Source organism: Burkholderia sp. TSV86 (assembly GCF_001522865.1).
Classification (GTDB): Bacteria; Pseudomonadota; Gammaproteobacteria; order Burkholderiales; family Burkholderiaceae; genus Burkholderia.
In genome coordinates this window covers 404,881-428,131 of record NZ_LOWB01000116.1, presented here as the reverse complement: position 1 = coordinate 428,131, position 23,251 = coordinate 404,881, and the positions used below count along the sequence as shown (strand labels likewise).

Below are 23,251 nucleotides of genomic sequence, written 5' to 3'. Positions count from 1 at the left end.
TCGTTCGCCTATGACGCAGACGCTCTCCGCTTGCCGCGCGCGGCAAACGGAGCGTCCAATGAAACAAACCTTCCCATCGAAACGCAAACAGCGCGGCTTCCTGAATTACGGCGCGCGCAACGACGGCAACGGCCGCCTTTCGATGCGTATCGCGCAAGCAGCCGCGCAATCGCTCAACGATACCTTGAAGAATCTGCGCACAAGCGCAGATGGCCTCACCGCCGCCGACGCCGCAAATCGGCTGCTGCTGGACGGCCCGAACGAAATCGCGCACCACGGGCCGCCTCATTGGAGCCGTCAGCTTGTTCAGTCGTTTCACAATCCGTTCGTCTACGTGCTGCTCGCACTCACCGCGATCAGCTTTTTCACAGACATCTATTTCGCCGCGCCGGGCGATCGCGATTACGTGGGCATCACGATCTTGCTGACGATGGTGACGATCAGCGCACTGCTGCGTTTCGTTCAGGAATTCCGCTCGCTGCACGCCGCCGAAAAGCTCAAGGCGATGGTTCGCACGACGGCGACCGTTCAGCGCCGTTCCGACGATGCTGCCGAACCCATTAAGCAGGACATGCCGATGCAAGAGGTCGTCGCCGGCGACATCGTGCATCTGTCGGCCGGCGACATGATCCCCGCCGACGTGCGCCTGATTGCATCGCGCGATCTGTTCATCAGTCAGGCGGCGCTCACGGGCGAAGCACTTCCCGTCGAGAAGTACGACACGCTCGGCGCGGTCGCGCAGAAATGCGCCGCGCATGGGGCGCCCGGCGGCGACACGCAACCCGGCTCACTGCTCGAGCTGTCCAACGTGTGCTTCATGGGCACGAACGTCGTGAGCGGCACGGCAAGCGCGGTAGTCGTCGCAACCGGCGCCGACACTTATTTCGGCGCGCTGGCGAAAAACGTCGTCAGCCACAAGCGGGGCGAAACGAGCTTCGATCGCGGCGTATCGAGCGTGAGCTGGCTGCTGATCCGCTTCATGTTCGTGATGGTGCCGATCGTCTTCGTGATCAACGGTCTCACCAAGGGCGATTGGCTGAGCGCACTCACCTTCGCGCTCGCGGTGGCAGTCGGCCTCACGCCGGAGATGCTGCCGATGATCGTCAGCGCGAATCTCGCGCGCGGCGCGGTCGCGATGGCGCGGCGCAAGGTGGTCGTCAAGCGGCTGAACTCGGTGCAGAACTTCGGTGCGATGGACGTGCTCTGCACGGACAAGACCGGCACGCTTACGCAGGACAAAATCATCCTCGAGCATCATCTCGACGTATGCGGCCGCAAGCACGAGGACGTGCTGCGCCTGGCCTGGCTGAACAGCTTTCATCAAAGCGGCCAGAAGAACCTGATCGACATCGCGATCGTCAATCGCGCGAACCAGATCGGCGAGCGCGCGAAACCGCAGGGCTACCGGAAGATCGACGAGTTGCCGTTCGATTTCGTGCGGCGGCGGCTGTCGGTCGTCGTCGAGGATACGCGCGGCGCGCATCTGCTGATCTGCAAGGGCGCGGTCGAGGAGATGCTCGCCGTGTCGACGCATGTGCAGGACGGCAGCGACGTGCATCCGCTGGACGCCGTCCGGCGCAAACGGTTGCTCACGCACGCGAACTCATACGCCGAGGACGGCTTTCGCGTGCTGATCGTCGCCACCCGCGCGATCGCGCCCGGCGACGAGCGCGAACAGTACCGGAACTCGGACGAGCGCGATCTCGTGATTCACGGCTTGCTCACCTTTCTCGATCCGCCGAAAGATTCGGCCGCGCCGGCGCTCGCCGCATTGCTCGAAAACGGTGTGGCGCTCAAGGTGCTGACGGGTGACAACCCGAGCGTCACGCTGAACGTCTGCCGCCAGGTCGGCCTCGCGCCGGGCCGGCCGCTCGTGGGCGCGGAAATCGACGCGCTCGACGACGCCGCGCTCAAAGCGGCCGCCGAACGGACCACGGTGTTCGCAAAGCTCACGCCGCTCCAGAAGGCGCGCATCGTCCAGGCACTGCAGGCGAACGGTCACACTGTCGGCTTTCTCGGCGATGGCATCAACGATGCGCCGGCATTGCGCGACGCCGACGTCGGCATCTCGGTCGACAGCGGCGCGGACATCGCAAAGGAAACCGCCGATATCATCCTGCTCGAAAAGAGTCTGATGGTGCTCGAGGAAGGCGTGATCAAAGGGCGCGAGACGTTCGGCAACATCCTCAAGTATCTGAACATGACCGCCAGCTCGAATTTCGGCAACGTGCTTTCGGTGCTGGTCGCAAGCGCGTTTTTGCCGTGGGAGCCGATGCTCGCCGCGCAATTGCTCGTGCTCAACCTGATCTATGACACGTCGCAAATGCTGCTGCCGTGGGATCGTATGGACCCCGAATTCCTGAAGAAGCCGCGCAAGTGGGAGGCGAACAACATCGAGCGCTTCATGCTATGGATCGGGCCGAGCTCGTCCGTATTCGACATCACGACCTACGTGCTGATGTGGACCGTGTTCGGCGCGGGCGCGATATATCATGTGCAAGGCGGCGCGGGCGGCCAGATCGTGATGAACTCGGGCTGGTTCATCGAGAGCCTAGTGTCGCAAACGCTCGTCGTGCATTTGCTGCGCACACAAAAATTTCCGTTCCTGCAAAGCACCGCCGCGCTGCCGGTACTGCTATCGACGGCCATTGCGATCGCGATCGGCTGCTGGCTACCGTTTTCGCCGTTCGCGGGCGCGCTCGGCTTCATGCAACTGCCGGGCAGCTACTGGCTGTGGCTCGTCGCGACGATGGCCGGCTATATCGTGCTCGCGCAGGCCGTGAAGACCCTCTACGTGCGGCGTTACAAGCAGTGGTTCTGAGGTAAGCCGTCTGCCATGCGTGCGACCCGCGCAACGCGGGCCACACGCACGGTCCGGCTGCTTGCGCCGCTCACTGCTCGGCCAGCGCGTCGCTCAACTCGCGCCCCAGCGCAGTCAGCGCAGCGCGGCCCGTTGCGTCGTCGCGCATCAGCGTTTGCGTCAGGCCCGCCGCATCGAGCTGGGTCAGCGCGCGCCGCAACACGCTCATCGGCAGGCGTGCACGCTTGCTGAGCTTCGCAAGCGACCACGCTCCTCCGGGCCTCTCGACAGCGGCCTCACGCAGCCGCAACAGCACCGCGACGATCGCCGGATCGAGTGTGTCGCCGCCTGCCTGCCCATCACTTTCGCTTAAACGCGCGTGCCCGCCAGAGCCGCCGTCATGTTCACGATTCGCATCCATCGCCTGTCTTTTTCCGTCTGCCCGTCATCGCCGCGCGCAGGAGGCCGCCAGCGTGCCGAGCGTCTTGATCGCCTCTTCGATCTGCGGCGACCAAGGATAGCTGTAATTCAGCCGGATGAAATGCCGATACGCATCCGACGTCGAAAACATATGTCCCGGGCCGATCGTGATTCGCTGCGCGAGCGCAAGCCGGTACAACTCCATCGCGTCGACGTCGCGCGGCAGTTCGACCCACAGCACGTAACCGCCCTTCGGTTGCGACAGCCTCGTGCCATCGGGAAAGAAGCGCCGCACCATCGCCGCCATCAGGCTCGCCTGTTGCGCATACAGCTTGCGGATGCGGCGCAGATGACGATCATAGCCGCCGTGCTGCAGATACTCGGCGATCGCAAGCTGATCGATCGCGGGCGTCGCGAGTGTATTGAGGAATTTCAGTTTTTCGACCTGATCGCGATAACGCCCCGGCATCGCCCAGCCAACCCGATAAGCAGGCGACAAGCTTTTCGAAAACGACGCGCAGTGCAGCACGAGCCCATGCATATCGAACGCCTTTAATGTGCTCGGCCGCGCGTTGCCGTAGTACAACTCATGATAGACGTCGCTCTCGATCACCGGCACGTCGTGACGCGTGAGCAGATCGACGAGCGCGCGCTTGCGCGCATCAGGCATCAGGAACCCTAATGGATTCTGGAAGTTCGGCATCACCATGCAGGCAGCGATGCGCTCGCGCTCGAGCAGCCGCGCGAGCGCATCGATGTCGATCCCCTCGCCTGGATGCGTCGCGACTTCGATCGCTCGCATCCCGAGCCGCTCGATCGCATGCAGCAGCGCATAGAACGTGGGCGATTCGACCGCGATCGTATCGCCCGGCTTCGCGACCGCCTGCAAGCAAAGGTTGATCGCCTCGGTCGCGCCGATCGTCACGACGATCTCGTGCGGATCGAATGCGATGCCATGCTCCAGGTAACGGCGCGCGATCTGCCTGACGAGCGCCGGGTTACCGGGCGGCAGATCGTCGATCACGCCCCATCGGGTGCGGCGCAGCGCGATCGCATGGGCATGCCGCGCGATGCGCTGCGACGGGAACGGTGTCGAATCCGGGTACGGCGAGCCGAGCGGCACCGCGTCGTCGCGCGCGATCGAGCGCAGCGTAGACAACACGAGCCGGCTCACGTCGACGGCCGACGGCGCGGCATCGGGCGCTGACGCGCGCAGTTCGAGCGCCGCCGTATCCGCGCGCGCGCGCACGAAATAACCGGATTGCGGGCGGCTCTCGATCGCGCCGCGGCTTTCGAGCACCAGATACGCGCGCACCACGGTCGTCATGCTGAGCCCGTGCTGGCGGCTTGCCTGCCGCACCGACGCAATGCGCTCGCCGGGCCGGTAGACGCCGCGCCGGATCATCGCGTCGATCTCGTCCGCAAGCTGTTCGTAACGCTTCATGTTGCTTTTCGATGGTCGATTCATCGCATAGATGGAGTACAGTTTTCCGCCAAATTTCGCCAAAAACGCAGACTGTACTCTTTTTCTTTCGAACGAGGTGTGCCGCCGCAGGCGCCGCCGCGCGCGTAGGCTTCACTCGTCGCCATTTCAACCGCTCTTCATGAAAAGCAAGGACTCCGACGCGCGCATCGAACCCTATGCCCATCCGGCAGGCGGTTGGGGCGCGCTCAAATACGTCGCGATCAATCTGATCAAGGAAAAAGTGCCGGGCGTCAATTACCGCACGCTGCTGCGCCAGAACCAGCCGGACGGCTTCGACTGCCCCGGATGCGCGTGGCCCGACCGCGAGCACGCGTCGACTTTTGAATTCTGCGAGAACGGCGTGAAGGCCGTTGCGGCCGAAGCGACCGCGAAACGCGTGACGCCGGCGTTCTTCGCCGAGCACACGGTCACGTCGCTGCTCGAGCAATCCGATTACGAGCTCGAGCAGCACGGGCGGCTCACCGACCCGATGATCTACGACGCCGCGACCGACCGCTACGCGCCGATTACATGGGACGACGCGTTCGCGCTGATCGCGCGGCATCTGCGCGCGCTGGACGATCCGAATCGCGCGGCATTCTACACGTCGGGCCGCGCAAGCAACGAGGCTGCGTTTCTCTATCAGCTTCTCGTGCGGCGCTACGGCACGAACAATTTCCCCGATTGCTCGAACATGTGCCACGAGGCAACGAGCCGCGGGCTGCCCGCGACGGTCGGCGTCGGCAAGGGCACCGTCACGCTCGACGATTTCGAGCAGGCCGATACATTGCTGATCTTCGGCCAAAATCCCGCGACCAACCATCCGCGAATGCTTGGTGAACTGCGCGAATGCGCGCGGCGCGGCGCGGCGATCGTATCGATCAATCCGCTTCGGGAGCGGGGGCTCGAACGCTTCGCGAGCCCGCAGCATCCGGCGGAAATGCTGACGATGTCGAGCACGCCGATCGCGTCGATGTTCGTGCAGCCGTCGATCGGCGGCGATTTCGCGCTGATCAAGGGGGTCGCCAAACGCGTGCTCGAACTCGACGACGCCGCGCGCGAGCGCGGCGGCGAGCGTGTGCTCGACGCCGAGTTCCTCGCCGCGCATACGCACGGTTTCGACGCGTTCGCAGCGGATCTGCGCGCGCAAAGCTGGGCCGCGCTAAGCGCGCAAAGCGGCGTGCGATATGAGCAGATCGATGCGCTCGCGCAAGTCTACGCACGCGGCAAGCGCGTGATCGCGACGTGGGGCATGGGCCTCACTCAGCACAAACATTCGGTGGCCACCGTGCAGATGCTGTCGAACCTGATGATGATGCGCGGCAATATCGGCCGCCCCGGCGCCGGCCTGTGCCCCGTGCGCGGACATTCGAACGTCCAGGGCAATCGCACGGTCGGCATCGAGGAAAAGCCGAGCGCCGCGTTCCTCGACCAGCTCGGCCGTGTGTTCGGCTTCGAGCCGCCGCGCGAGCACGGCTACGACGTCGTCGAAACCATCGAGGCCATGCTCGACAGCCGCATCAACGTGTTCATCGGGCTTGGCGGCAACTTCGCGATGGCGACACCGGACACGCCGCGCACCTGGCAAGGTTTGCGCAACTGCGACCTGACTGTCCATATCACGACCAAGCTCAACCGCAGCCATCTCGTCCACGGCCGCGACGCGCTGATCCTGCCGACGCTCGGGCGCGCCGAGATCGACATGCAGAACGGCGTCGCCCAGGGCGTGACGGTCGAGGATTCGATGTGCATGGTGCACGTATCGTATGGGATGAACAAACCGGCGTCGCCGAACCTGCTGTCGGAGACCGCGATCGTCGCACGGCTCGGCGACGCGCTGTTCGGCAGCGAAGGCGCGATCGACTGGCTCGGCTATATGAACGATTACGCGAAGATCCGCGATGCGATCGAGGCCGCCATTCCCGGCTTCGACGATTACAACGCGCGGATCGCACGGCCGGGCGGCTTCCATTTGCGGGTCGAATCGCGCGAGCGCGAATGGCTGACGCCCACCGGCCGAGCGAATTTCATCGTCCATCCGCTGCCCGCCGACACGCCGATCCAACGTGCCCGCGCGCGCCACGGCAAGCGCCTGATGACATTGATGACGACGCGCTCGCACGATCAGTACAACACCACGATCTACGCGCTCGACGACCGCTATCGCGGCGTGTTCGGGCAGCGGCGCGTGGTATTCGCGAATCCGGAGGATCTCGCGATGCTCGGTTTCGAGGCGGGCGAGCGCGTTGATCTCGAAACGGTGTGGGACGACGGTATCGAACGGCGCGCCGAAGGTTTCCTGCTTGTTGCGTATGACATTCCGCGCGGCTGTCTCGGCGCATACTATCCGGAAACCAACCCGCTCGTGCCGCTCGACAGCGTCGGCGACGTCTGCAATACACCTACGTCGAAGTCGATTCCGGTGCTGATGCATCGGTCGGCTCGCACGGCCGCGCCGCAAGCGGCGTGACGCAAATTGCAAACGCCGTCGCCCGGGCTGCGCTTGCGCAGCAGTTCGGCAGAATATGAAAACCGCCGAACATGCCGGCGGTTTTCGGTGTTGACCGAAGAGAATGACGCTGATTTATTCGTATCGGCCAAAAAAGTAATAGGGAAAGCGCATTATCTCGAACACCCCCCAATCGGTTCCGCCACCCCCGCTATCGCCGACAGTCCGTCCAACCGGGCCACCGACGATATCATCCACGACGCCACCCGAGACTTGAGCGATTTCTGCATCATTCAACGTTTCCATCGATCTACCCCCTGGTCAGTAACAGGATGCCCCTGCCTGGCATCGACCATGCGCCGACTGCCGCGCGCATCGATCAATCACGAAATTTGGTCAAAGACGTGAGCATCGGCTCAACGCGATCTAGAACGGCTAATCATGGCGGAATAATGGGCGCACCGTTTCACGATCGCTCGCATTGGTTTTGTGATTCTAATGGACGCAATGACATTCGACGCCTCGCTTTCTTGACAGGATTTCACGCGCAACGAGCTTGGCGGCCGCGAATCGTTCGAATCACGAAACATCGGTTTTCTTTTTTTCCCCGCCGCGACCAATACTGGCGAATACGGCAGGCGAAAAATCGAACGCGGAATCAATCAGGCTGGAACACTGGAGCCGGCGAGCACCCGCCATGCAGCGAATTACCGGCCCGCCGCGCTCACAAGCCCTGCACAATCGATGCCGGATTCGCGATGCATCCACTCGCCGCCGCGTCAACCGAGCGCCGCCCAGACCAGATACCCGTTCAAGCCGACGATTACCGCGCTCGCCACGCCAGCCGCCACGATCATCGGCACACGCAGCGCATACGCACCGAGCACGTCGCGCCGGCTCGACAGCAGCAGCAACGCGACCATCGGCAGCGGCAGCACGAAACTCAGCACGACCTGGCTCAGCACCATTGCATGCGTGACGTCGCAACCGAGCGCAACCATCACGAACGCGGGCAGAATCGTCACGACACGGCGCACCCAGATCGGCACCTGGCGGCGCAGGAAGCCCTGCATCACGACCTGCCCCGCGAGCGTGCCAACCACCGAGCTGGACACGCCCGACGCAAACAGCGCGACGAGAAAAAGCGCGCCGGCGGCCGGCCCGAGTAGCGGAATCAGCGTGTGATACGCGTCGCCGATATCGGTCATGCCGGGCATCGTCGCGTGAAATGCCGACGATGCCATCATCACCATCGCGATATTGACGAAGCCGGCAATGCCAAGCGCGACGGCTACCTCGCGGTTCGAAAAGCTCAGCAACAGGCGGCGCTCGCGCTCATCGCGCGGCGTCGTGCGCCGTTGCGTGAGGCCGGAGTGCAGATACAGCGTGTGCGGCATGATCGTCGCGCCGATGATGCCGACCGCGATCGTCAGCGCAGCGCCGTCCCGCAGTTGCGGCACGACGAGATGATAGGCAGCGGCATGCCAGTTCTGCGGCGCGATCAGCAGCTCGCCGAGATAGCTCACGCCAATCACGCCCACGAGCGCCGCGATCGCCGCCTCGAGCGGCCGGAACCCGCGCTTCTCGAGCGTCAGGATCGCGCCGGTCAGCACCGCCGTCGCGGCCATGCCGGCCAGGAGCGGCAAATGAAGCAGCAGGCCAAATGCGAGCGCGCCGCCGAGAAATTCGGCGAGATCGGTCGCCATCGCGGCAATTTCAGACGCTGCCCACATTCCCCAGACCACCGGCTGCGGAAAGCGTTCGCGGCACAGCTCAGCCAGGTTGCGGCCCGTCACGATGCCGAGCTTCGCCGACATCGCCTGAAACACCATCGCGATCACATTCGCGAGCAGCACGACCCACAGCAGCGTGTAACCGTAGGCGGCACCCGCCTGGATATTGGTCGCAAAATTGCCAGGGTCCATGTAGCCGATCGACGCGATCACGGCAGGCCCGACGAACGGCAACACGGCCGACAGACCTTTGCGCCGCCCGTCGAGCGCATCGCGCGCCGCGCTGATCGTGCGTGACGTCGCCGCGCCGGGCATCGGGAAATCGCCGGCGGATGCCGGCGATGCGGGAGTGGATAGCATAGTCAAAATCCGGTCGAATGTTGGATTCGCAATGGCCAGCACGGCGGCCGATCTGCCGGCCGGCCGGCGGAGAGCTGGCTTGCGGGCCTGATTACGGACGTGATTGCAGGCCGGCTTGCGGGCAAACCGCGGCCGCGTCGACGCCGCGGCCAGCGGCCCGGCGCCGCGCGCCGCCACGCCTGCCCATCGTCCTGCTCAGATCGGCACCACGTCCGGCCGGTTGCGCGGGATGCGTGCGATCACGTCCGGGGCAAGATTCAGATGCGCCTCGACGAGCTTCGGCGGCGTATGCGCAAGCCAGTCGGACAGTGATACCTCCGCGTAGTGATCGGCCTTGAAGATCTCGAGAAACACGAGATCGGTTTGGCCGGTGTTCTGCACGTAATGGCCCAAGCTTTTCTTCACGTAACCGACGTCGCCCGCGCGAAAATCGGCCGTTTGCGCCTTCGGGCCGGTATCGAACACTGTCATCCGCGCTTCGCCCTGTATGTAGTACTGCCACTCGTCCGCGTTCGGGTGCCAGTGCAGTTCGCGCATGCCGCCCGGCCGCACGGTAACGAGCGCGGCCGCCACCGTCTTCGACACGTTGAAGTTCGTGCTGTCGACGATCCGCACTTCGCCGCCGCGCGTCTTCACATTCGGCTTCATGTCGCCCATCGAGAAGACGAACGGCCGCTCCGGCGCGCCCCGCGACGACGCCGACGCCCGCTGCGCATCGGCAAGCGGCCCCGGATCGCCGCCTTGGAAGATCCAAAGGTTGTCGAGCGGGATCTGCTTAAACGCATCGGCGGGCACGCCGAAGTTCAGCGCGAGCACGTCCGGCGGCGTGTGCGCGATCCAGTCGGTAACGAGCAGCGTGTTGAATTCGGACGCCCGACCATTGTCGAATGCGAGCAAAAACTCCGCGCCATCGACGCCAAGCCCTTGCAGCGAATGCGGCAGGCCGGGCGGGAAATACCAGAGATCTCCCGTCTTGACGTCCTGCACCGATGGCCGCCCCTGCTCGTCGAGCACCGTGATCCGACAGCGGCCGTCGAGCATGAACGCCCATTCCGCCTGCTGGTGCCAATGCATTTCGCGAATGCCGCCGCGCGTCAAGCGCATATTGACGCCGGAAATGGTTTCGGAAATCGCAAAATCGTCCTGTGTGACTTCGCGTGCCCAGCCGCCGTTTTGAATCCGTTTATGCGCATTATTGAAAGACGCCCAGAATAACGGCATTCCGTTTATATCGGTTGCCGGCGGATCTTGAAACGACGGGAATTGCTCCATCAACGCCCGGTTTTTCGGACCGGGATCGGTCAGGCTCTGCGGATTGCGTGCGTTGAGCGCGCCCTCGGCCGGTCTGTCGGGATTGCCGAACGAAGCGGCCTTGGCGGACACGGCAATGCCGGCGGCGGCGACTGCGCCGGCCGTGTGCGCAAGCATTTTGCGCCGGGATAGATTTGTCATCGAAACCTCTTCATCAATTCTATTTTCGAAATAAAGCCCGAACGGATTAATCATTCGATTTTCTTCAAATCAAACGTTCCGCAAGGCAAGTTAAATACAAATAACCGGAAAAATTAAATGATTTGTTAAGATGGTTTAATGAATTAATCTGATTCCCTTTAAGTTTGTAATCCTAGGGCGGCGCGAGCGTGGCTTGGTCGCGACCGCGCGACTGCCGCGCAGCGACGCGGCGTGGCGCCCCCGATTTCTGGATTCCGGCCCGTAATGCGAAAATCGGGTTCGTTCTTTTTCTGACGGAGCATCGATGAAGCATTTGCTGTCCAAGCTCGCGATCGGCGCCGCGCTCGGCGCGCTTTCGCTCTCGCCCGTGTTCTGCGCTCACGCCGCCACCCCGCCCGGTATCTTCGTGATCGCCACGCAGCTCGGCGAATTCACAACGCTCGATCCGGCCGAGATCTACGAGTTGGTGCCGTCCGAATATGTCGCGAACACCTACGAACGGCTGGTTCGCGTCGATCTGCGCGATCCGTCGAAATTCGAAGGCCGGATCGCGCAATCGTGGAGCGTCGGCGCCAACGGCACGACCTATACGTTCAAGCTGCGGCCCGGTCTCAAGTTCCATTCGGGCAATCCGGTGACGGCCGACGATGTGGTGTGGTCGCTGCGCCGCACCGTGCTGCTCGACAAGGGGCCAGCCAGCGTGCTCGCCGATCTCGGCCTCACCAAGGACAACGTCGCGCAAAAGATCCAGCGCATCGACGATCAAACCGTCTCGATCGAAACCGCGCACCGGTATGCGCCGAGCTTCGTGCTCAATGTGCTGAGCGCCGATCCGGCATCGATCGTCGACAAGAAGCTGCTGCTGTCGCACGAAAAGAACGGCGACCTCGGCAATGGCTGGCTGAAGAATGCCGATGCGGGTTCCGGCCCGTACCAGCTCGTCAAGTGGACGCCGAACGAAAGCCTCGTATTGCAGCGCTTCGAAGGCTACCGCACGCCGTATCCAATGAAGCGCATCGTGCTGCGCCATGTGCCGGAGGCCTCCGCGCAACGGCTGTTGCTCGAGAACGGCGACGTCGACGCGGCGCGCAATCTGAGCCCGGACAGCCTCGCGGCACTGACGAAGGCCGGCAAGATCCAAGTAGCGTCGTGGCCGGTATCGGCGCTGCTCTATCTGAGCCTGAACACGAAGAATCCCAATCTCGCGAAACCCGGCGTGCAGGAAGCAATGAAGTGGCTCGTCGATTACGACGGCATTCAGCGCAATATCGTCGGCACGACGTACAAAGTCCACCAGACTTTCCTGCCGGAGGGCTTTCTCGGTTCGCTAAACGCGAATCCGTACCGGCAGGACGTCGCGAAGGCGAAAGCGCTGCTCGCGAAAGCCGGGCTGCCGAACGGCTTCGCCGTGACAATGGACATGTCCAACGATTATCCGTACATCGAGATCGCGCAGGCGCTGCAGGCGAATTTCGCGAAAGCCGGAATCGTCGTGAAGCTGATCCCCGGCGACGCAAAGCAAGCGATCGGCAAATATCGCGCGCGCGCGCACGATATCTTCATCGGCGAGTGGTCACCCGACTACATGGACCCGAACAGCAACGCGCGCGGCTTCGCATGGAATCCTGACAATTCGGATAACGCAAAGTACAAGCTGCTCGCGTGGCGCAATAGCTGGGACATCGAGCAACTCACCGCGCAGACCGATGCGGCGCTTGCCGAGCCGTCAGCCACAAAGCGCGCGCAGCGCTACGAGGCGTTACAGAAGGCTCTGCTCGCGAACTCGCCGTTCGTGATCATGTTCGAGAAGGTCGTGCAAGTCGCAACGCGCCCGGGCGTGACCGGGCCGGAAATCGGGCCGATCAACGATCTCGTGTCGTACCGGACGCTGAAGAAGTGAGCACGGCCGCAGCCGGCGGCTGGCGGCCGGAGCAGGCCGCCGGCCGGCCAATGCGAGGGCGCATCGGCGCCATTTCGTGCGGCAACGAATAATTTCCAACTATTCGATATTTTATCTCTATTTATTTTATAAACTGGCACGCAGGTTTTTGTCTTTGTTAGATCGATGACAACGCACAACCAAACGACAACGATCCAACAAACCGCCATTCATACGCCCGATGCCGTCCGCTTTCGTTCAGACCGTCGAAACCCGCTTTGCCGAGCTGACGCCCACCGCCAAGCGCATTGCGAGTTACATGCTGGCAAATCTGGAGCGGCTCGGCCTCGAAAGCGCCGACCAGATCGCGCGGCAGACCGGGACAAGCGGCATTTCGGTGGGGCGCTTTCTGCGCAGCGTCGGCTATCGCAACCTCGATGATCTGAAGCGCGAACTGCGTGGCGTGTCCGAGCGGCCGTGGATGATCACCGATCGCCTCGACGAATACCGGCGCGTGACGGGCGTGCTCGTGCACGGCCGCGGCGCGCCCCCGCCGTTTGCGGCGCGTGATGCTTCGCCGGCCGCTTTGCCTGCCGCCCACCTCGACGACGCGCTCGCGCGCGAACTCGACGCAATTGGCCACGTGTACGAACTCGCGCGCACGCCAGCGTTCGCGCAAATCGCCGATCGCATCGCGCACGCGGATGCGGTCTTCATCCTCGGCATTCAGTCAACGCGTGGAATCAGCAATGCCTTGCACAGTTATCTCGAATATCTGCGGCCGCGCGTCTTCTATTCGGATGGCATGTCCGGTTCGTATGTCGATTCGCTGAACTCCGGCTTCACCGATCCTTATTGCATCGTCACCGACATCCGCGCGTATTCGCGAATCGCGCGACGCTATTGCGAAGCAGCCGCCGCGCACGGGCTGCGCTTCGCGCTCGTGACCGACGTCTACTGCTCATGGGCGCGCGAACTGCACTGCGATCTGCTGCAGGTGAAGACCGACGTCGGTCTGTTCTGGGATTCGCTCGCGCCGCTCACGTGCCTGTTCAATCTGTTGATCAGCGCGGTGGTCGATCGGCTTGGCAGCGCGCTCGACGCGCGCATCGAACGCAATCGCGAACTGCAGCGCGAATTCGATCAATTCGAACCATGAAACCGTCCGTTGACACCTGCGCCCATCGGCTCGTCGAAATCAAGCCGCACACACACGGCGTCGACATCGACCTCGTCTACGCGAGCGCACGCAACCTGACCGGCCGGCCGATCTATCAACGTGCGCATTGCCTGCTGCTCGAGCCCGCCGAGGCTGCACTGCGCCGCGCGGTCGCAATTGCCGCGCAACTCGGCTTGAGGCTGCGCATTTACGACGCTTACCGGCCGCCGCAAGCGCAGCAGGTGCTATGGAACTTCCTGCCCGATCCGGATTATGTCGCGGACCTCGAACGCGGCTCGAACCATAGCCGCGGCACCGCACTCGACCTGACGCTCGCCGACGCGAACGGCACCGCGCTCGATATGGGCACGGGCTTCGACGAAATGAGCAACACATCGAATCATTTCCACGACGGCCTGCCCGAATCCGTGCAACGCAACCGGCTGCTGTTGCTCGGCGTGATGCATGCCGCCGGTTTCACGCACATCGCGAGCGAATGGTGGCATTACGAATTGCCCGACTCGCGCGCATGGCCGCTGATCGACAATCAGACGAGCGGGCCGTGGCGATTGATGTGAACCCGGCCGCACGCCGCCCCCTCTGCCTCATGGAGCACGTATGAAATTCCCGCTGCCCAAACTCGCCGTGGCGCTCGTCGCCTCCTGCACCTTGTTCGCGGCCGCGCCGTGCACACGCGCGGCAACGCCGAAGGACATGTTCGTGATGGCCACGCTGCTCGACGAATTCATTTCGCTCGATCCCGGCGAGATTTACGAACTCGTGCCCGAGGAGTACGTGGCGAACACATATGACCGGCTCGTGCGCGTCAATCTGGCCGACCCGTCGAAGTTCGACGGCGACGTCGCGCAATCGTGGAGCGTGAGCCCGGACGGACTCACCTTCACGTTCAAGCTGCGGCCAGACATCCAGTTTCATTCGGGCAATCCGCTCACCGCCGACGATGTTGCCTGGTCGATCCAACGCACCGTGCTGCTCGACAAGGGGCCGGCTGCCGTGCTCGCGGGCCTGGGACTCACGAAGGCGAATGTGCTCGCGAACGTGAGGAAAATCGACGATCTGACGATGTCGGTCACCGCCGACAGGAAATATGCGCCGACCTTTGTGCTGAACGTGCTCGGCTCGTGGCCCGCATCGGTCGTCGACAAAAAACTGCTGCTGTCGCACCAGCAACGCAACGACTTCGGCAACGGCTGGCTGAAAACACACGAGGCGGGCTCAGGCGCGTACCAGCTCGTCAAGTGGACGGCGGGCGACAGCATCGTGCTGCAACGTAACGACCGCTACCGACTGCCGCTCGCGATCAAGCGCATCGTGCTGCGGCACGTGCCGGAAGCGTCCAGCCAGCGTCTGCTGCTCGAAAGCGGCGATGTCGACGCGGCACGCGACCTCAGTCCCGACGATCTCACCGCTGTCGTCAAAAACGGCACTGCGAAGGCCACGGCGGCGCCGCAAGCGACACTGCTCTATCTCGGCCTGAACACGAAGAATCCGGTGCTTGCGAAACCGCAAGTGCAGGAAGCGCTGAAATGGCTCGTCGACTATAACGGCATCCAGAACCACGTCGTGAAAACGACCTACAAGGTACATCAAACCTTCATGCCGGACGGCTTTCTCGGCGCGCTCGACGCGAACCCGTACCGGCAGGACGTCGCGAAAGCAAAGGCGCTGCTGGCGAAAGCCGGCGTGCCGAACGGCTTCACGATAACGATGGACGTGCGCAACGATTATCCGTACACCGAAATTGCGCAGGCCGTGCAGGCGAATTTCGCGCTGGCCGGCATCAACGTCAAGCTCATTGCGGGCGATAACAAGCAGACGCTCGCGAAATACCGTGCTCGACAGCACGACATCTACATCGGGGAATGGTCTGCCGATTACATCGATCCGCATAGCAACGCGCAAGGCTTCGCATGGAACCCTGACAACAGCGATCAGTCTAGCTACAAGATGCTCGCATGGCGCAACGCGTGGGACATCGCGCCGCTCACCGCGCAAACCCAGCAGGCGCTCGCCGAGCCGTCGGCGGCAAAGCGCGCGCAGCGTTACCAGGCGATGCAGAAAGAAGTGCTCGCGAAATCGCCGTTCGTGATCCTGTTCGAGAAGGTCGCGCAGGTGGCGACGCGGCCCGGCGTGAGCGGCCTCGAAGTAGGCCCGATCAACGATCTCGTATCGTATCGGCATCTGAAGAAACAATGACGCAACCTGCGAATCCCGATATGTCGACACCCGCCTCCGCTTTCGAAACGCTACGCACGCTGCCCGCGCGCCGTCCCTGCGTGCGCCGCGCACTGCGTGCGGCGCGCGCGGCGCTCACGCTTGCCGTAACGTTCGCGGGGCTGCTCGCGCTGACGTTCGTGATCGGCCGCAAGGTGCCAATCGACCCCGTCCTCGCCGTGCTGGGCGACCGTGCATCGGCCGAGGCCCACGCGGCCGAGCGGATCGCACTCGGGCTCGACAAGCCGCTCGCGACGCAGTTCATGATCTATGCACGCGACGTGCTGCACGGCAATCTCGGCATGTCACTGCTGACGTCGAACCCGGTGCTCGACGATATTAAGCGCGTGTTTCCCGCAACGCTCGAACTCGCGACGCTCGCCACGCTGATCGGCGTCGCGCTCGGCGTGCCGCTCGGCGTCGCGGCGGCCGCGCGACACAACCGGCCAATCGATCACATCGCGCGCTTCGTCGGCCTGATCGGCAATTCGGTGCCGGTGTTCTGGCTCGGATTGATGGGACTCCTGCTGTTTTATGCGAAATTGCGCTGGGTCGCGGGGCCGGGGCGGCTCGATCCCGTCTACGACGGCATGGTTGAGCCGCGCACCGGCAGCCTGCTGATCGACGCGGCGCTCGCGGGCGAATGGGACGTGCTGCGCAACGCGCTGTCGCATATCGTGCTGCCCGCGGCGATCCTCGGCTATTACTCGGTCGCCTACCTGAGCCGGATGACGCGCTCGTTCATGCTCGACCAGTTGAGCCAGGAATACATCGTCACGGCGCGCGCGAAAGGGCTCACCGAACGCGCCGTGATCTGGCGGCATGCATTCGGCAACATTGCGGTGCCGCTCCTGACGGTGATCGCGCTCACGTACAGCAATCTGCTCGAAGGCTCGGTACTGACCGAGATCGTGTTCGCATGGCCCGGCATCGGCTCGTATCTGACCGGGGCGCTGCTCAATGCCGATATGAACGCGGTACTCGGCTGTACGCTCGTGATCGGCGCGCTGTTCATCACGATCAATCTGCTGACCGACGCGCTCTATCGCGTGTTCGACCCGCGCGCCCGTTGATTTGCCACATCCCTCATCCTCATCGAACGACTGAACGATTTCGACATGCCTTCGCCCTCCCACCGCTGCTCGCCATCGTCGGCCGCCCCCACGCTGCGCGAATGGCTGCTCACCGATGCCCCCGCGTCGCGCCGCCAAGCGGCGCTCGGCCTCGCATACCGGCGCTGGCGGCGCTTCGCCGGCAATCCGCTGAACCTGATCGGGCTTGCGATCCTGGCCGCGCTCGTGGCCGTCGCGATCGTCGCGCCATTCGTCCTGCCCCACGATCCGCTGCGGCAGGTGCTGGCCGACCGGCTGCTGCCGCCCGGCTCGCCGTCGCACTGGTTCGGCACTGATCAGCTCGGCCGAGACATTCTGTCGCGGATGATCGCCGGCTCGCGTCTGACGCTCGGCATCGCGATCCTCGTCGTCGCGATCGTCGTGCCCATCGGGCTCGCGATCGGCACCACGGCGGGCTTCTGCGGCGGCTTTGTCGACAGCGTGCTGATGCGCGTCACCGATATCGCGCTGGCATTCCCGAAAATCGTTCTCGCGCTGGCATTCGCCGCTGCGCTCGGGCCAGGCGTCGTCAACGCGGTCGTCGCGATCTCCATCACCGCGTGGCCGGCCTATGCCCGGCTCGCGCGCGCCGAAACACTGCGCATCGCGCACGCGGATTTCATCGATGCCGCACGGCTGCAAGGCGCATCGCCGCTGCGCATCCTATTGCGCTATGTCACGCCGCTGTGCGTGTCGTCCGTGATCGTGCGCGCGACGCTCGACATGGCGGGTATCGTGCTGACTGTCGCCGGGCTCGGTTTTCTCGGGCTGGGCGCGCAGCCGCCGAGCCCCGAATGGGGCTTCATGGTCGCCTCCGGGCGCAACGTGCTGCTCGACGCCTGGTGGGTCGCGACACTGCCCGGCATCGCGATCCTCATCGTCAGCATCGCGTTCAACCTGCTTGGCGACGGCCTGCGCGACGTCTTCGATCCACGTCACGGAGCCTGACATGCGATTGCCCGCACGCACGCTTCACGCACCTTCGCCCGACGCCGCGCATGCTTCGGCCGGCTCGGCACGCGGGGGCACAACCGGCGCCGTGACGCGCCCGGCATCCGTCCCGCCTCTTTGCGAAATAGAAGGACTGCAAATCGGTTTTCGCACCCATGACGGCACGCTCGTCGACGCGGTGCACGACTTGTCGCTGTCGCTCGCGCCCGGCGAGCGGCTCGGCATCGTCGGCGAATCCGGCTCCGGAAAATCGTTGACGGGCCGTGCGCTGCTCGGCCTGCTGCCCGCTGCCGCGCAATGGCGCGCGCGAGCGCTGCGCTTCGAAGGCCGCGACTTGCTCGCGCTCGCGCAGCGCGAGCGCCGCCGGCTATGCGGCAGCGCGATGGGGATGATCCTTCAGGACCCCAAGTATTCGTTGAACCCGGTAATGACGGTCGGCCAGCAAATGGCCGAAGCGTTCCGGCTGCGCGAGCCTGGCTTGCGCGGCCGCGCGCTGCGCGAGCGGATCGTCGATGCGCTCGCCGCCGTCGAGATTCGCGATCCGGCACGCGTCGCCGACGCGTATGCGCACGAATTGTCGGGCGGCATGGGGCAGCGCGTGATGATCGCGATGATGGTATCGACCGGGCCGCGCCTGCTGATCGCCGACGAGCCGACGTCCGCGCTGGACGTCGCCGTGTCGATGCAGGTGCTCGCGGTACTCGACGACATGATCGCCCGCCATCGCACCGGGCTCGTGTTCATCAGCCATGACTTGCCGCTCGTGATGTCGTTTTGCGACCGGGTCGCGGTAATGTACGCAGGGCGCATCGTCGAGACCTGCGCGGCGCGCGATCTGGCGAGTGCGACCCATCCTTATACGCGCGGACTGCTTGCCGCGACCCCACCGCTCGCCGACCCGCCCGACACGTTGCCGCTGCTCGAGCGCGATCCGGCTTGGCTCGGCTCCACGTGAAATAGTGCGCCGGACATGGAATCAGAAACAGGAGCCCCACAATGACGACCGCCCCAATGATCGAGATCCGCGATGCGTCGATCCGTTTTGCGACCCGCGCCGGTCACGTCGACGCGGTGCGCGACGTGAGCCTATCGATCGGCACGGGCGACGCGTTCGGGCTGGTCGGCGAATCCGGTTCCGGCAAATCGACGCTGCTGCGCGCGCTGACGGGCCTCGTGCCGCTTGCACACGGCACGCTGTCGATTGGCTCGCGCCCGATCGGTGGCAAGCTCGAGCGCGCATTGCGCCGCGACGTGCAGATGGTGTTCCAAGACCCTTATGCGTCGCTGCATCCGCGCTTCACCGTCGACGAAACGCTGCGCGAACCGCTCGCGATCCATCGGCTGCCGAACCCGGACGAGCGGATTCCGCGCGCGCTCGCCGAAGTCGGCCTCGGGCCCGCATTTCGCTTCCGCTATCCGCACCAGTTGTCGGGCGGGCAACGGCAGCGCGTGGCAATCGCGCGCGCGCTGATCATCGAGCCGCGCGTGCTGCTGCTCGACGAGCCGACGTCGGCGCTCGACGTGTCGGTTCAAGCGGAGATTCTCAATTTGCTGAAGCGGCTGCATCGCGAACGCGGGCTCACGATGATCGTCGTCAGCCATAATCTCGCGGCCGTCGGATTTCTATGCAGCCGCGTTGCGGTCATGCGCGGCGGCATGATGATCGAGCAGCTTGGCATCGAGGACGTGCGTGCGGCGCAGGTCGGGACCGATTACACCCGCACGTTGCTCGCGGCGACGCAGGGATACCGGCGAGCCGGCTGAAGCCGGCGCCGCACCGGCCACATCAATGCATTCGGCTGCACCGGGCAGCGCGGCGCATCGCGCCACCCGACGCTGCGCGCCTTTACGACAGGCCGTTTATGGCGAACCGTTCGTTTATGGCTTCGTTCAACCAGATCGACAATGGCTCGCCTGCGCGCTCAGTGGCGATGTGCTGAGAAACCGCGCCGCCCGAAGCCGGATCGTCCACGGGCGTAAGCCGCTATCCAAGACAGGGCAAGGCAAGACAATGCTTCGCGGCGGGCGGCAATAAGTTGGACCTCAGCTGAACGCGCGCGCGACGATCCGCGCAGCCGACGCGATCACGTCATTGCGCGCGCGCGCCTGCTGAACACGCCCCGTCGTATAGATCGCGAGCACGATCGGCGCGCGGCCCGGCGGATACAAGACGCCGATATCGTTGGCTGTCCCATAGTCGCCCGTCCCCGTCTTGTCGGCGACGCGCCATGCCGTCGGCACGCCCGCGCGAATCCGCTCGTTGCCCGTCGTGTTATCAAGCATCCACCCATTGAGCTGCTCGCGCTGCACTTGGCCGAGCGCATCGCCAAGCAGCAGGCGGTGCAGGCTCGCCGCCATCGCCGAAGGAGTGGTCGTATCGCGGAGGTCGCCGGGAATCGCGGTATTCAGCTCGGTCTCCCAACGGTCGAGACGAAATACGGCGTCGCCGATCGAACGCGCATAGGCGGTAACTGCCTGAGGGCCGCCCAGCAGCGAAATCAGCAGGTTCGCGGCCGTGTTGTCGCTGTATTGCAGCGCCGCCGCACATAGCTCGGCTGCCGTCATGCCTGCGCCGACGTGCTTGCCGGTAATCGGCGAATACTCGACGAGGTCGCGTTTTGCATAGGCGATTCTGCGCGGCAGCAGATCGGGTTCGGCGGCGCTGCGCGCGAGAACCGCCGCCGAGAGCATCATCTTGAACGTGCTGCAGAACGCAAAGCGTTCGTCGGCACGGTGCGCGATTTTCGCGTTCGTCGCCGTGTCGAGCGCGGCCACGCCGATACGGCCGTCGAATGATGCTTCGAGTTCACGTAGCGACCGTTGGGCGTCGGCTGTGCCGACGTTGTCCGAATGTCCGGCAAGCGGTGCGCACGCGCCGATCAACGGCGCGGAAACGGCGGCGATCAGCACTGAGCGACGCGATAGGGAATGCTTCATGATCGATGGATGAATAATGAAGTGAGGTGGATGCCGGCCAATCCGGCGCGCGGCACTCGCATGCCGGATTCGCAGCCGGTGAGAGTATCAGTTCTCGATGTGTGCGATCGTGCGGATTTGTCGTCGCGTCGAGGCGCGTTGCGCTCTCCCGGCGGCATGCGTGGCCGGCGAGGATGCCGGCCTTTGGCGAGATTTGCATGACGCGCCGTCACCCGGCGTCAGGCCGCGTCGAGAAAAGCCGTGAATCGCGCCTGCGTCCGCTGCAATGCGACGGACGTTACAAGCCGAGTTGCAGGCGTTCGTCGACAGTGCCCGGCGCCATTGTCCGCTGCACGGCGTTACACACAGACCGCATTACGTGCGATCCGCATCCGGTGCGCGCGGCGGTAAACGCCATGCGATTTGCGCGCCGCATCGCGGCAGTACAGGCTGCCGCGATGCGGCGCACGGCCAATCAGCGGGCGCCCAGCCGCTGGCGGGCCTCATAGCCCGCATTGCGCGCTTCGCACGCCTGTATCGGCTCACCCCTGCTGCTTGCCCGTCAAATAAAGCATCGGATTGACTGGCTTGCCGTCGCGCCGCACCTCGAACAGCATTGCAGCGCGCCCATTGTCCGCACCGCCCCCCATCTCGGCAATTTGCTCGCCTTGCCGGACAATATCGCCCGGCTTCACGAGCAGTTTGCGGTTGCGCGCATAAGCTGTCAGGAAATCTGCATTGTGCTGGACCAGGATCAGCGTACCGTAGCCGTTCAAACCCGCGCCCGCATACATCACGCGCCCCGCCGCGGCCGCGCGCACCGGATCGCCCGCACGGCCCGCGATCTGAATGCCGCGGTTGCGGCCCGGCTGGAATGTTTCGACGACCGTGCCGGCCACCGGCCACGCAAGCGCGATCGACTGCGCATGACGCTTCGTCTGTTGGACAACGCGCCGGTCAGCTGCGCGCTCAGCAGCGCTGCCGGAGTCCGCCGGTGTTTGGGACGTTTGCGGCACTTGCTGTGCTCGGAACGCTTGCTGCGTTTGGAACGCTTGCTGCGCTTGGGACACTAGCTGCGCTTGGGACATTTGCGCCAGCGCCGCGCCGGCTCCCGCCAACACGGGCACATTCGCGTTGCCCCCCGATGCAGCGCTCGCCGGACTGGCCGCGAGCGCATCGCTTAGCGCAAGCACATCGCTTGCTGCGCGAGCATCGCCGGTCGCGACATCGGCCGGCGATGGCTGCAAACGGGCCGAATCGGTGAATGCCCGCGCGGCGTCGCCCGCTTCGGACGAGTTCGCGCTGCCTGGCTTTAGCGCACCGGCCGGACGCGTCGCCTCCGAACTGACCACGCCGCGCGCATCCGGCGCCGCAGTCCACAGCACTTGGCCGATCGCGATCCGTGTGCGGCGGCCCAGCCGGTTCCATTTTTGCAACTCCTTGACCGTGCAGCCCTTCGCCTGCGCGATCACCGACAACGTATCGCCGCGCTTCACCACGTAGCGGGCCATGGCCAACTGCGACGCGGCCTGATCCTGGCCGTTTGGCGCGAGCGCCGCCGTCGCGGCCTGCGCGGCGCTTGCCTGCGATGCGGCGGCTGCGCTCGCGAGCGTATCGGTCGGCTCGACCGGCGACGATTGCGTCGCGCAACCGGCAACGATCAGCGCGGCGGCTATCCCGGAAAGCCATAAGACACGGCGGTCGATCTCGCTCTTGCTCATGCTCGAGTCAACTCCAGACGATGAAGCCCTCAAGCATCTCAAAATCGGCGGCACACACATGTAACCGGATGCAAGCAATAATGACAAAGTGCTCGCTACCACCAATCTCCTCCCAATGCGGCATGACCTCGGTGATCTTTCATACCTTGGCGCCGGTTCGTCGAACGCCTGCTCACTCGTTACCCTTCAGCGCGCGCAACAGCACCTGCGGCACCGGTTTTTTCCCGCTTCCGTCTGTTGCAATGCACACATAGACGACTTTCGCACTGGCAATCTCGGCCGAATCTCGCCAGATGTCAAAACCGAGCGTAAAGCTGGTCGTGCCGATCCGAAGCGGCCGCACGTCAATGCGCGCCGAATCGCCCATCGACAAACTGCCACGCCAGTCTATTTCGAGATGAACCAGTTGCACTTCCGTGCCCGCCGACGCGAGAACGCGATACGGCAATCCGCGAAACTCGAGGAACGCGGCCCATGCCTCGCCGAGATATGCGACATACCACATATTGAATACCACGTTCTGCTGATCGATTTCGCAGTATCTGACTCGGATGTCGGTGGAGAATGTCATGTCGAAAACCTGAATGGCGGATAACGAA

Annotated in this window: 18 protein-coding genes; 11 read left to right on the top strand and 7 right to left on the bottom strand. The window is 64.1% G+C overall.

The features are described 5' to 3' along the window. Positions 1-58: 58 nt before the first annotated feature. Complete coding sequence (gene mgtA, locus WS68_RS23355; RefSeq protein ID WP_059573157.1) at positions 59-2,821, top strand: magnesium-translocating P-type ATPase; 2,763 nt, start codon at positions 59-61, stop codon at positions 2,819-2,821. A 70-nt stretch (positions 2,822-2,891) separates the two neighbouring features. Here mgtA and WS68_RS23350 read toward each other — a convergent pair whose 3' ends face one another. Both WS68_RS23350 and WS68_RS23345 read right to left on the bottom strand, forming a co-directional pair. Continuing rightward, positions 2,892-3,221 (bottom strand): hypothetical protein, encoded by a 330-nt coding sequence (locus tag WS68_RS23350; protein WP_059573007.1) that lies wholly within the window; start codon positions 3,219-3,221, stop codon positions 2,892-2,894. Between the two features lie 24 nt (positions 3,222-3,245). After that, positions 3,246-4,664, bottom strand: coding sequence for an aminotransferase-like domain-containing protein (locus tag WS68_RS23345; protein WP_059573155.1), 1,419 nt, complete (start codon positions 4,662-4,664; stop codon positions 3,246-3,248). A 160-nt stretch (positions 4,665-4,824) separates the two neighbouring features. Here WS68_RS23345 and WS68_RS23340 point away from each other — a divergent pair, with 160 nt between their 5' ends. Both WS68_RS23340 and WS68_RS28030 read left to right on the top strand, forming a co-directional pair. Then, entirely contained in the window at positions 4,825-7,155 is a 2,331-nt protein-coding gene (locus WS68_RS23340; RefSeq protein ID WP_059573006.1) for an FdhF/YdeP family oxidoreductase, read from the top strand. An 87-nt stretch (positions 7,156-7,242) separates the two neighbouring features. Beyond that, complete coding sequence (locus tag WS68_RS28030) at positions 7,243-7,542, top strand: hypothetical protein (RefSeq protein ID WP_156429633.1); 300 nt, start codon at positions 7,243-7,245, stop codon at positions 7,540-7,542. Positions 7,543-7,913: 371 nt separating this feature from the next. Here WS68_RS28030 and WS68_RS23335 read toward each other — a convergent pair whose 3' ends face one another. Together WS68_RS23335 and WS68_RS23330 are read right to left on the bottom strand one after the other, a co-directional pair. Further along, on the bottom strand, positions 7,914-9,227 hold the full coding sequence (locus tag WS68_RS23335) for an Nramp family divalent metal transporter (RefSeq protein WP_059573005.1): 1,314 nt from the start codon (positions 9,225-9,227) through the stop codon (positions 7,914-7,916). Between the two features lie 195 nt (positions 9,228-9,422). Next, positions 9,423-10,679, bottom strand: a complete 1,257-nt coding sequence (locus tag WS68_RS23330; RefSeq protein WP_059573154.1) for an oxalate decarboxylase family bicupin — start codon at positions 10,677-10,679, stop codon at positions 9,423-9,425. 304 nt (positions 10,680-10,983) lie between these two features. Between WS68_RS23330 and WS68_RS23325 the strand changes: the two genes are divergently transcribed. The 8 genes from WS68_RS23325 (at position 10,984) to WS68_RS23290 (ending at position 19,779) form a co-directional block, all read left to right on the top strand. Continuing rightward, on the top strand, positions 10,984-12,579 hold the full coding sequence (locus WS68_RS23325; RefSeq protein WP_059573004.1) for an ABC transporter substrate-binding protein: 1,596 nt from the start codon (positions 10,984-10,986) through the stop codon (positions 12,577-12,579). Positions 12,580-12,799: 220 nt separating this feature from the next. Further along, positions 12,800-13,717: a sap1 transcriptional regulator SapR gene (gene sapR / locus WS68_RS23320; RefSeq protein WP_059573003.1), complete on the top strand. Its 918-nt coding sequence runs from the start codon at positions 12,800-12,802 to the stop codon at positions 13,715-13,717. Beyond that, positions 13,714-14,295, top strand: coding sequence for a D-alanyl-D-alanine dipeptidase (gene ddpX, locus WS68_RS23315; protein WP_059573002.1), 582 nt, complete (start codon positions 13,714-13,716; stop codon positions 14,293-14,295). Before sapR ends, ddpX begins: the two co-directional genes overlap by 4 nt. Positions 14,296-14,335: 40 nt before the next feature. Continuing rightward, positions 14,336-15,934, top strand: coding sequence for an ABC transporter substrate-binding protein (locus WS68_RS23310; RefSeq protein WP_059573001.1), 1,599 nt, complete (start codon positions 14,336-14,338; stop codon positions 15,932-15,934). Positions 15,935-15,954: 20 nt separating this feature from the next. Then, complete coding sequence (locus WS68_RS23305) at positions 15,955-17,025, top strand: ABC transporter permease (RefSeq protein WP_059573152.1); 1,071 nt, start codon at positions 15,955-15,957, stop codon at positions 17,023-17,025. Between the two features lie 45 nt (positions 17,026-17,070). After that, complete coding sequence (locus WS68_RS23300; RefSeq protein ID WP_059573000.1) at positions 17,071-18,012, top strand: ABC transporter permease; 942 nt, start codon at positions 17,071-17,073, stop codon at positions 18,010-18,012. 1 nt (position 18,013) lies between these two features. After that, positions 18,014-18,970, top strand: a complete 957-nt coding sequence (locus WS68_RS23295) for an ABC transporter ATP-binding protein (RefSeq protein WP_231753091.1) — start codon at positions 18,014-18,016, stop codon at positions 18,968-18,970. 41 nt (positions 18,971-19,011) lie between these two features. Then, entirely contained in the window at positions 19,012-19,779 is a 768-nt protein-coding gene (locus WS68_RS23290) for an ABC transporter ATP-binding protein (RefSeq protein ID WP_082710235.1), read from the top strand. Positions 19,780-20,058: 279 nt separating this feature from the next. Here the strand turns inward: WS68_RS23290 and bla are convergent, their stop codons facing one another. The 3 genes from bla to WS68_RS23270 all read right to left on the bottom strand — a co-directional run bounded on the left by bla (position 20,059) and on the right by WS68_RS23270 (position 23,223). Further along, the gene (gene bla, locus WS68_RS23285) at positions 20,059-20,952 is read right to left on the bottom strand and encodes a class A beta-lactamase (protein WP_059572998.1); all 894 of its coding nucleotides are present in this window, start codon (positions 20,950-20,952) and stop codon (positions 20,059-20,061) included. Between the two features lie 521 nt (positions 20,953-21,473). Next, complete coding sequence (locus WS68_RS23275) at positions 21,474-22,442, bottom strand: peptidoglycan DD-metalloendopeptidase family protein (RefSeq protein ID WP_442857185.1); 969 nt, start codon at positions 22,440-22,442, stop codon at positions 21,474-21,476. Positions 22,443-22,824: 382 nt separating this feature from the next. After that, positions 22,825-23,223: an acyl-CoA thioesterase gene (locus WS68_RS23270; RefSeq protein ID WP_059572995.1), complete on the bottom strand. Its 399-nt coding sequence runs from the start codon at positions 23,221-23,223 to the stop codon at positions 22,825-22,827. Between the last annotated feature and the right edge of the window lie 28 nt (positions 23,224-23,251).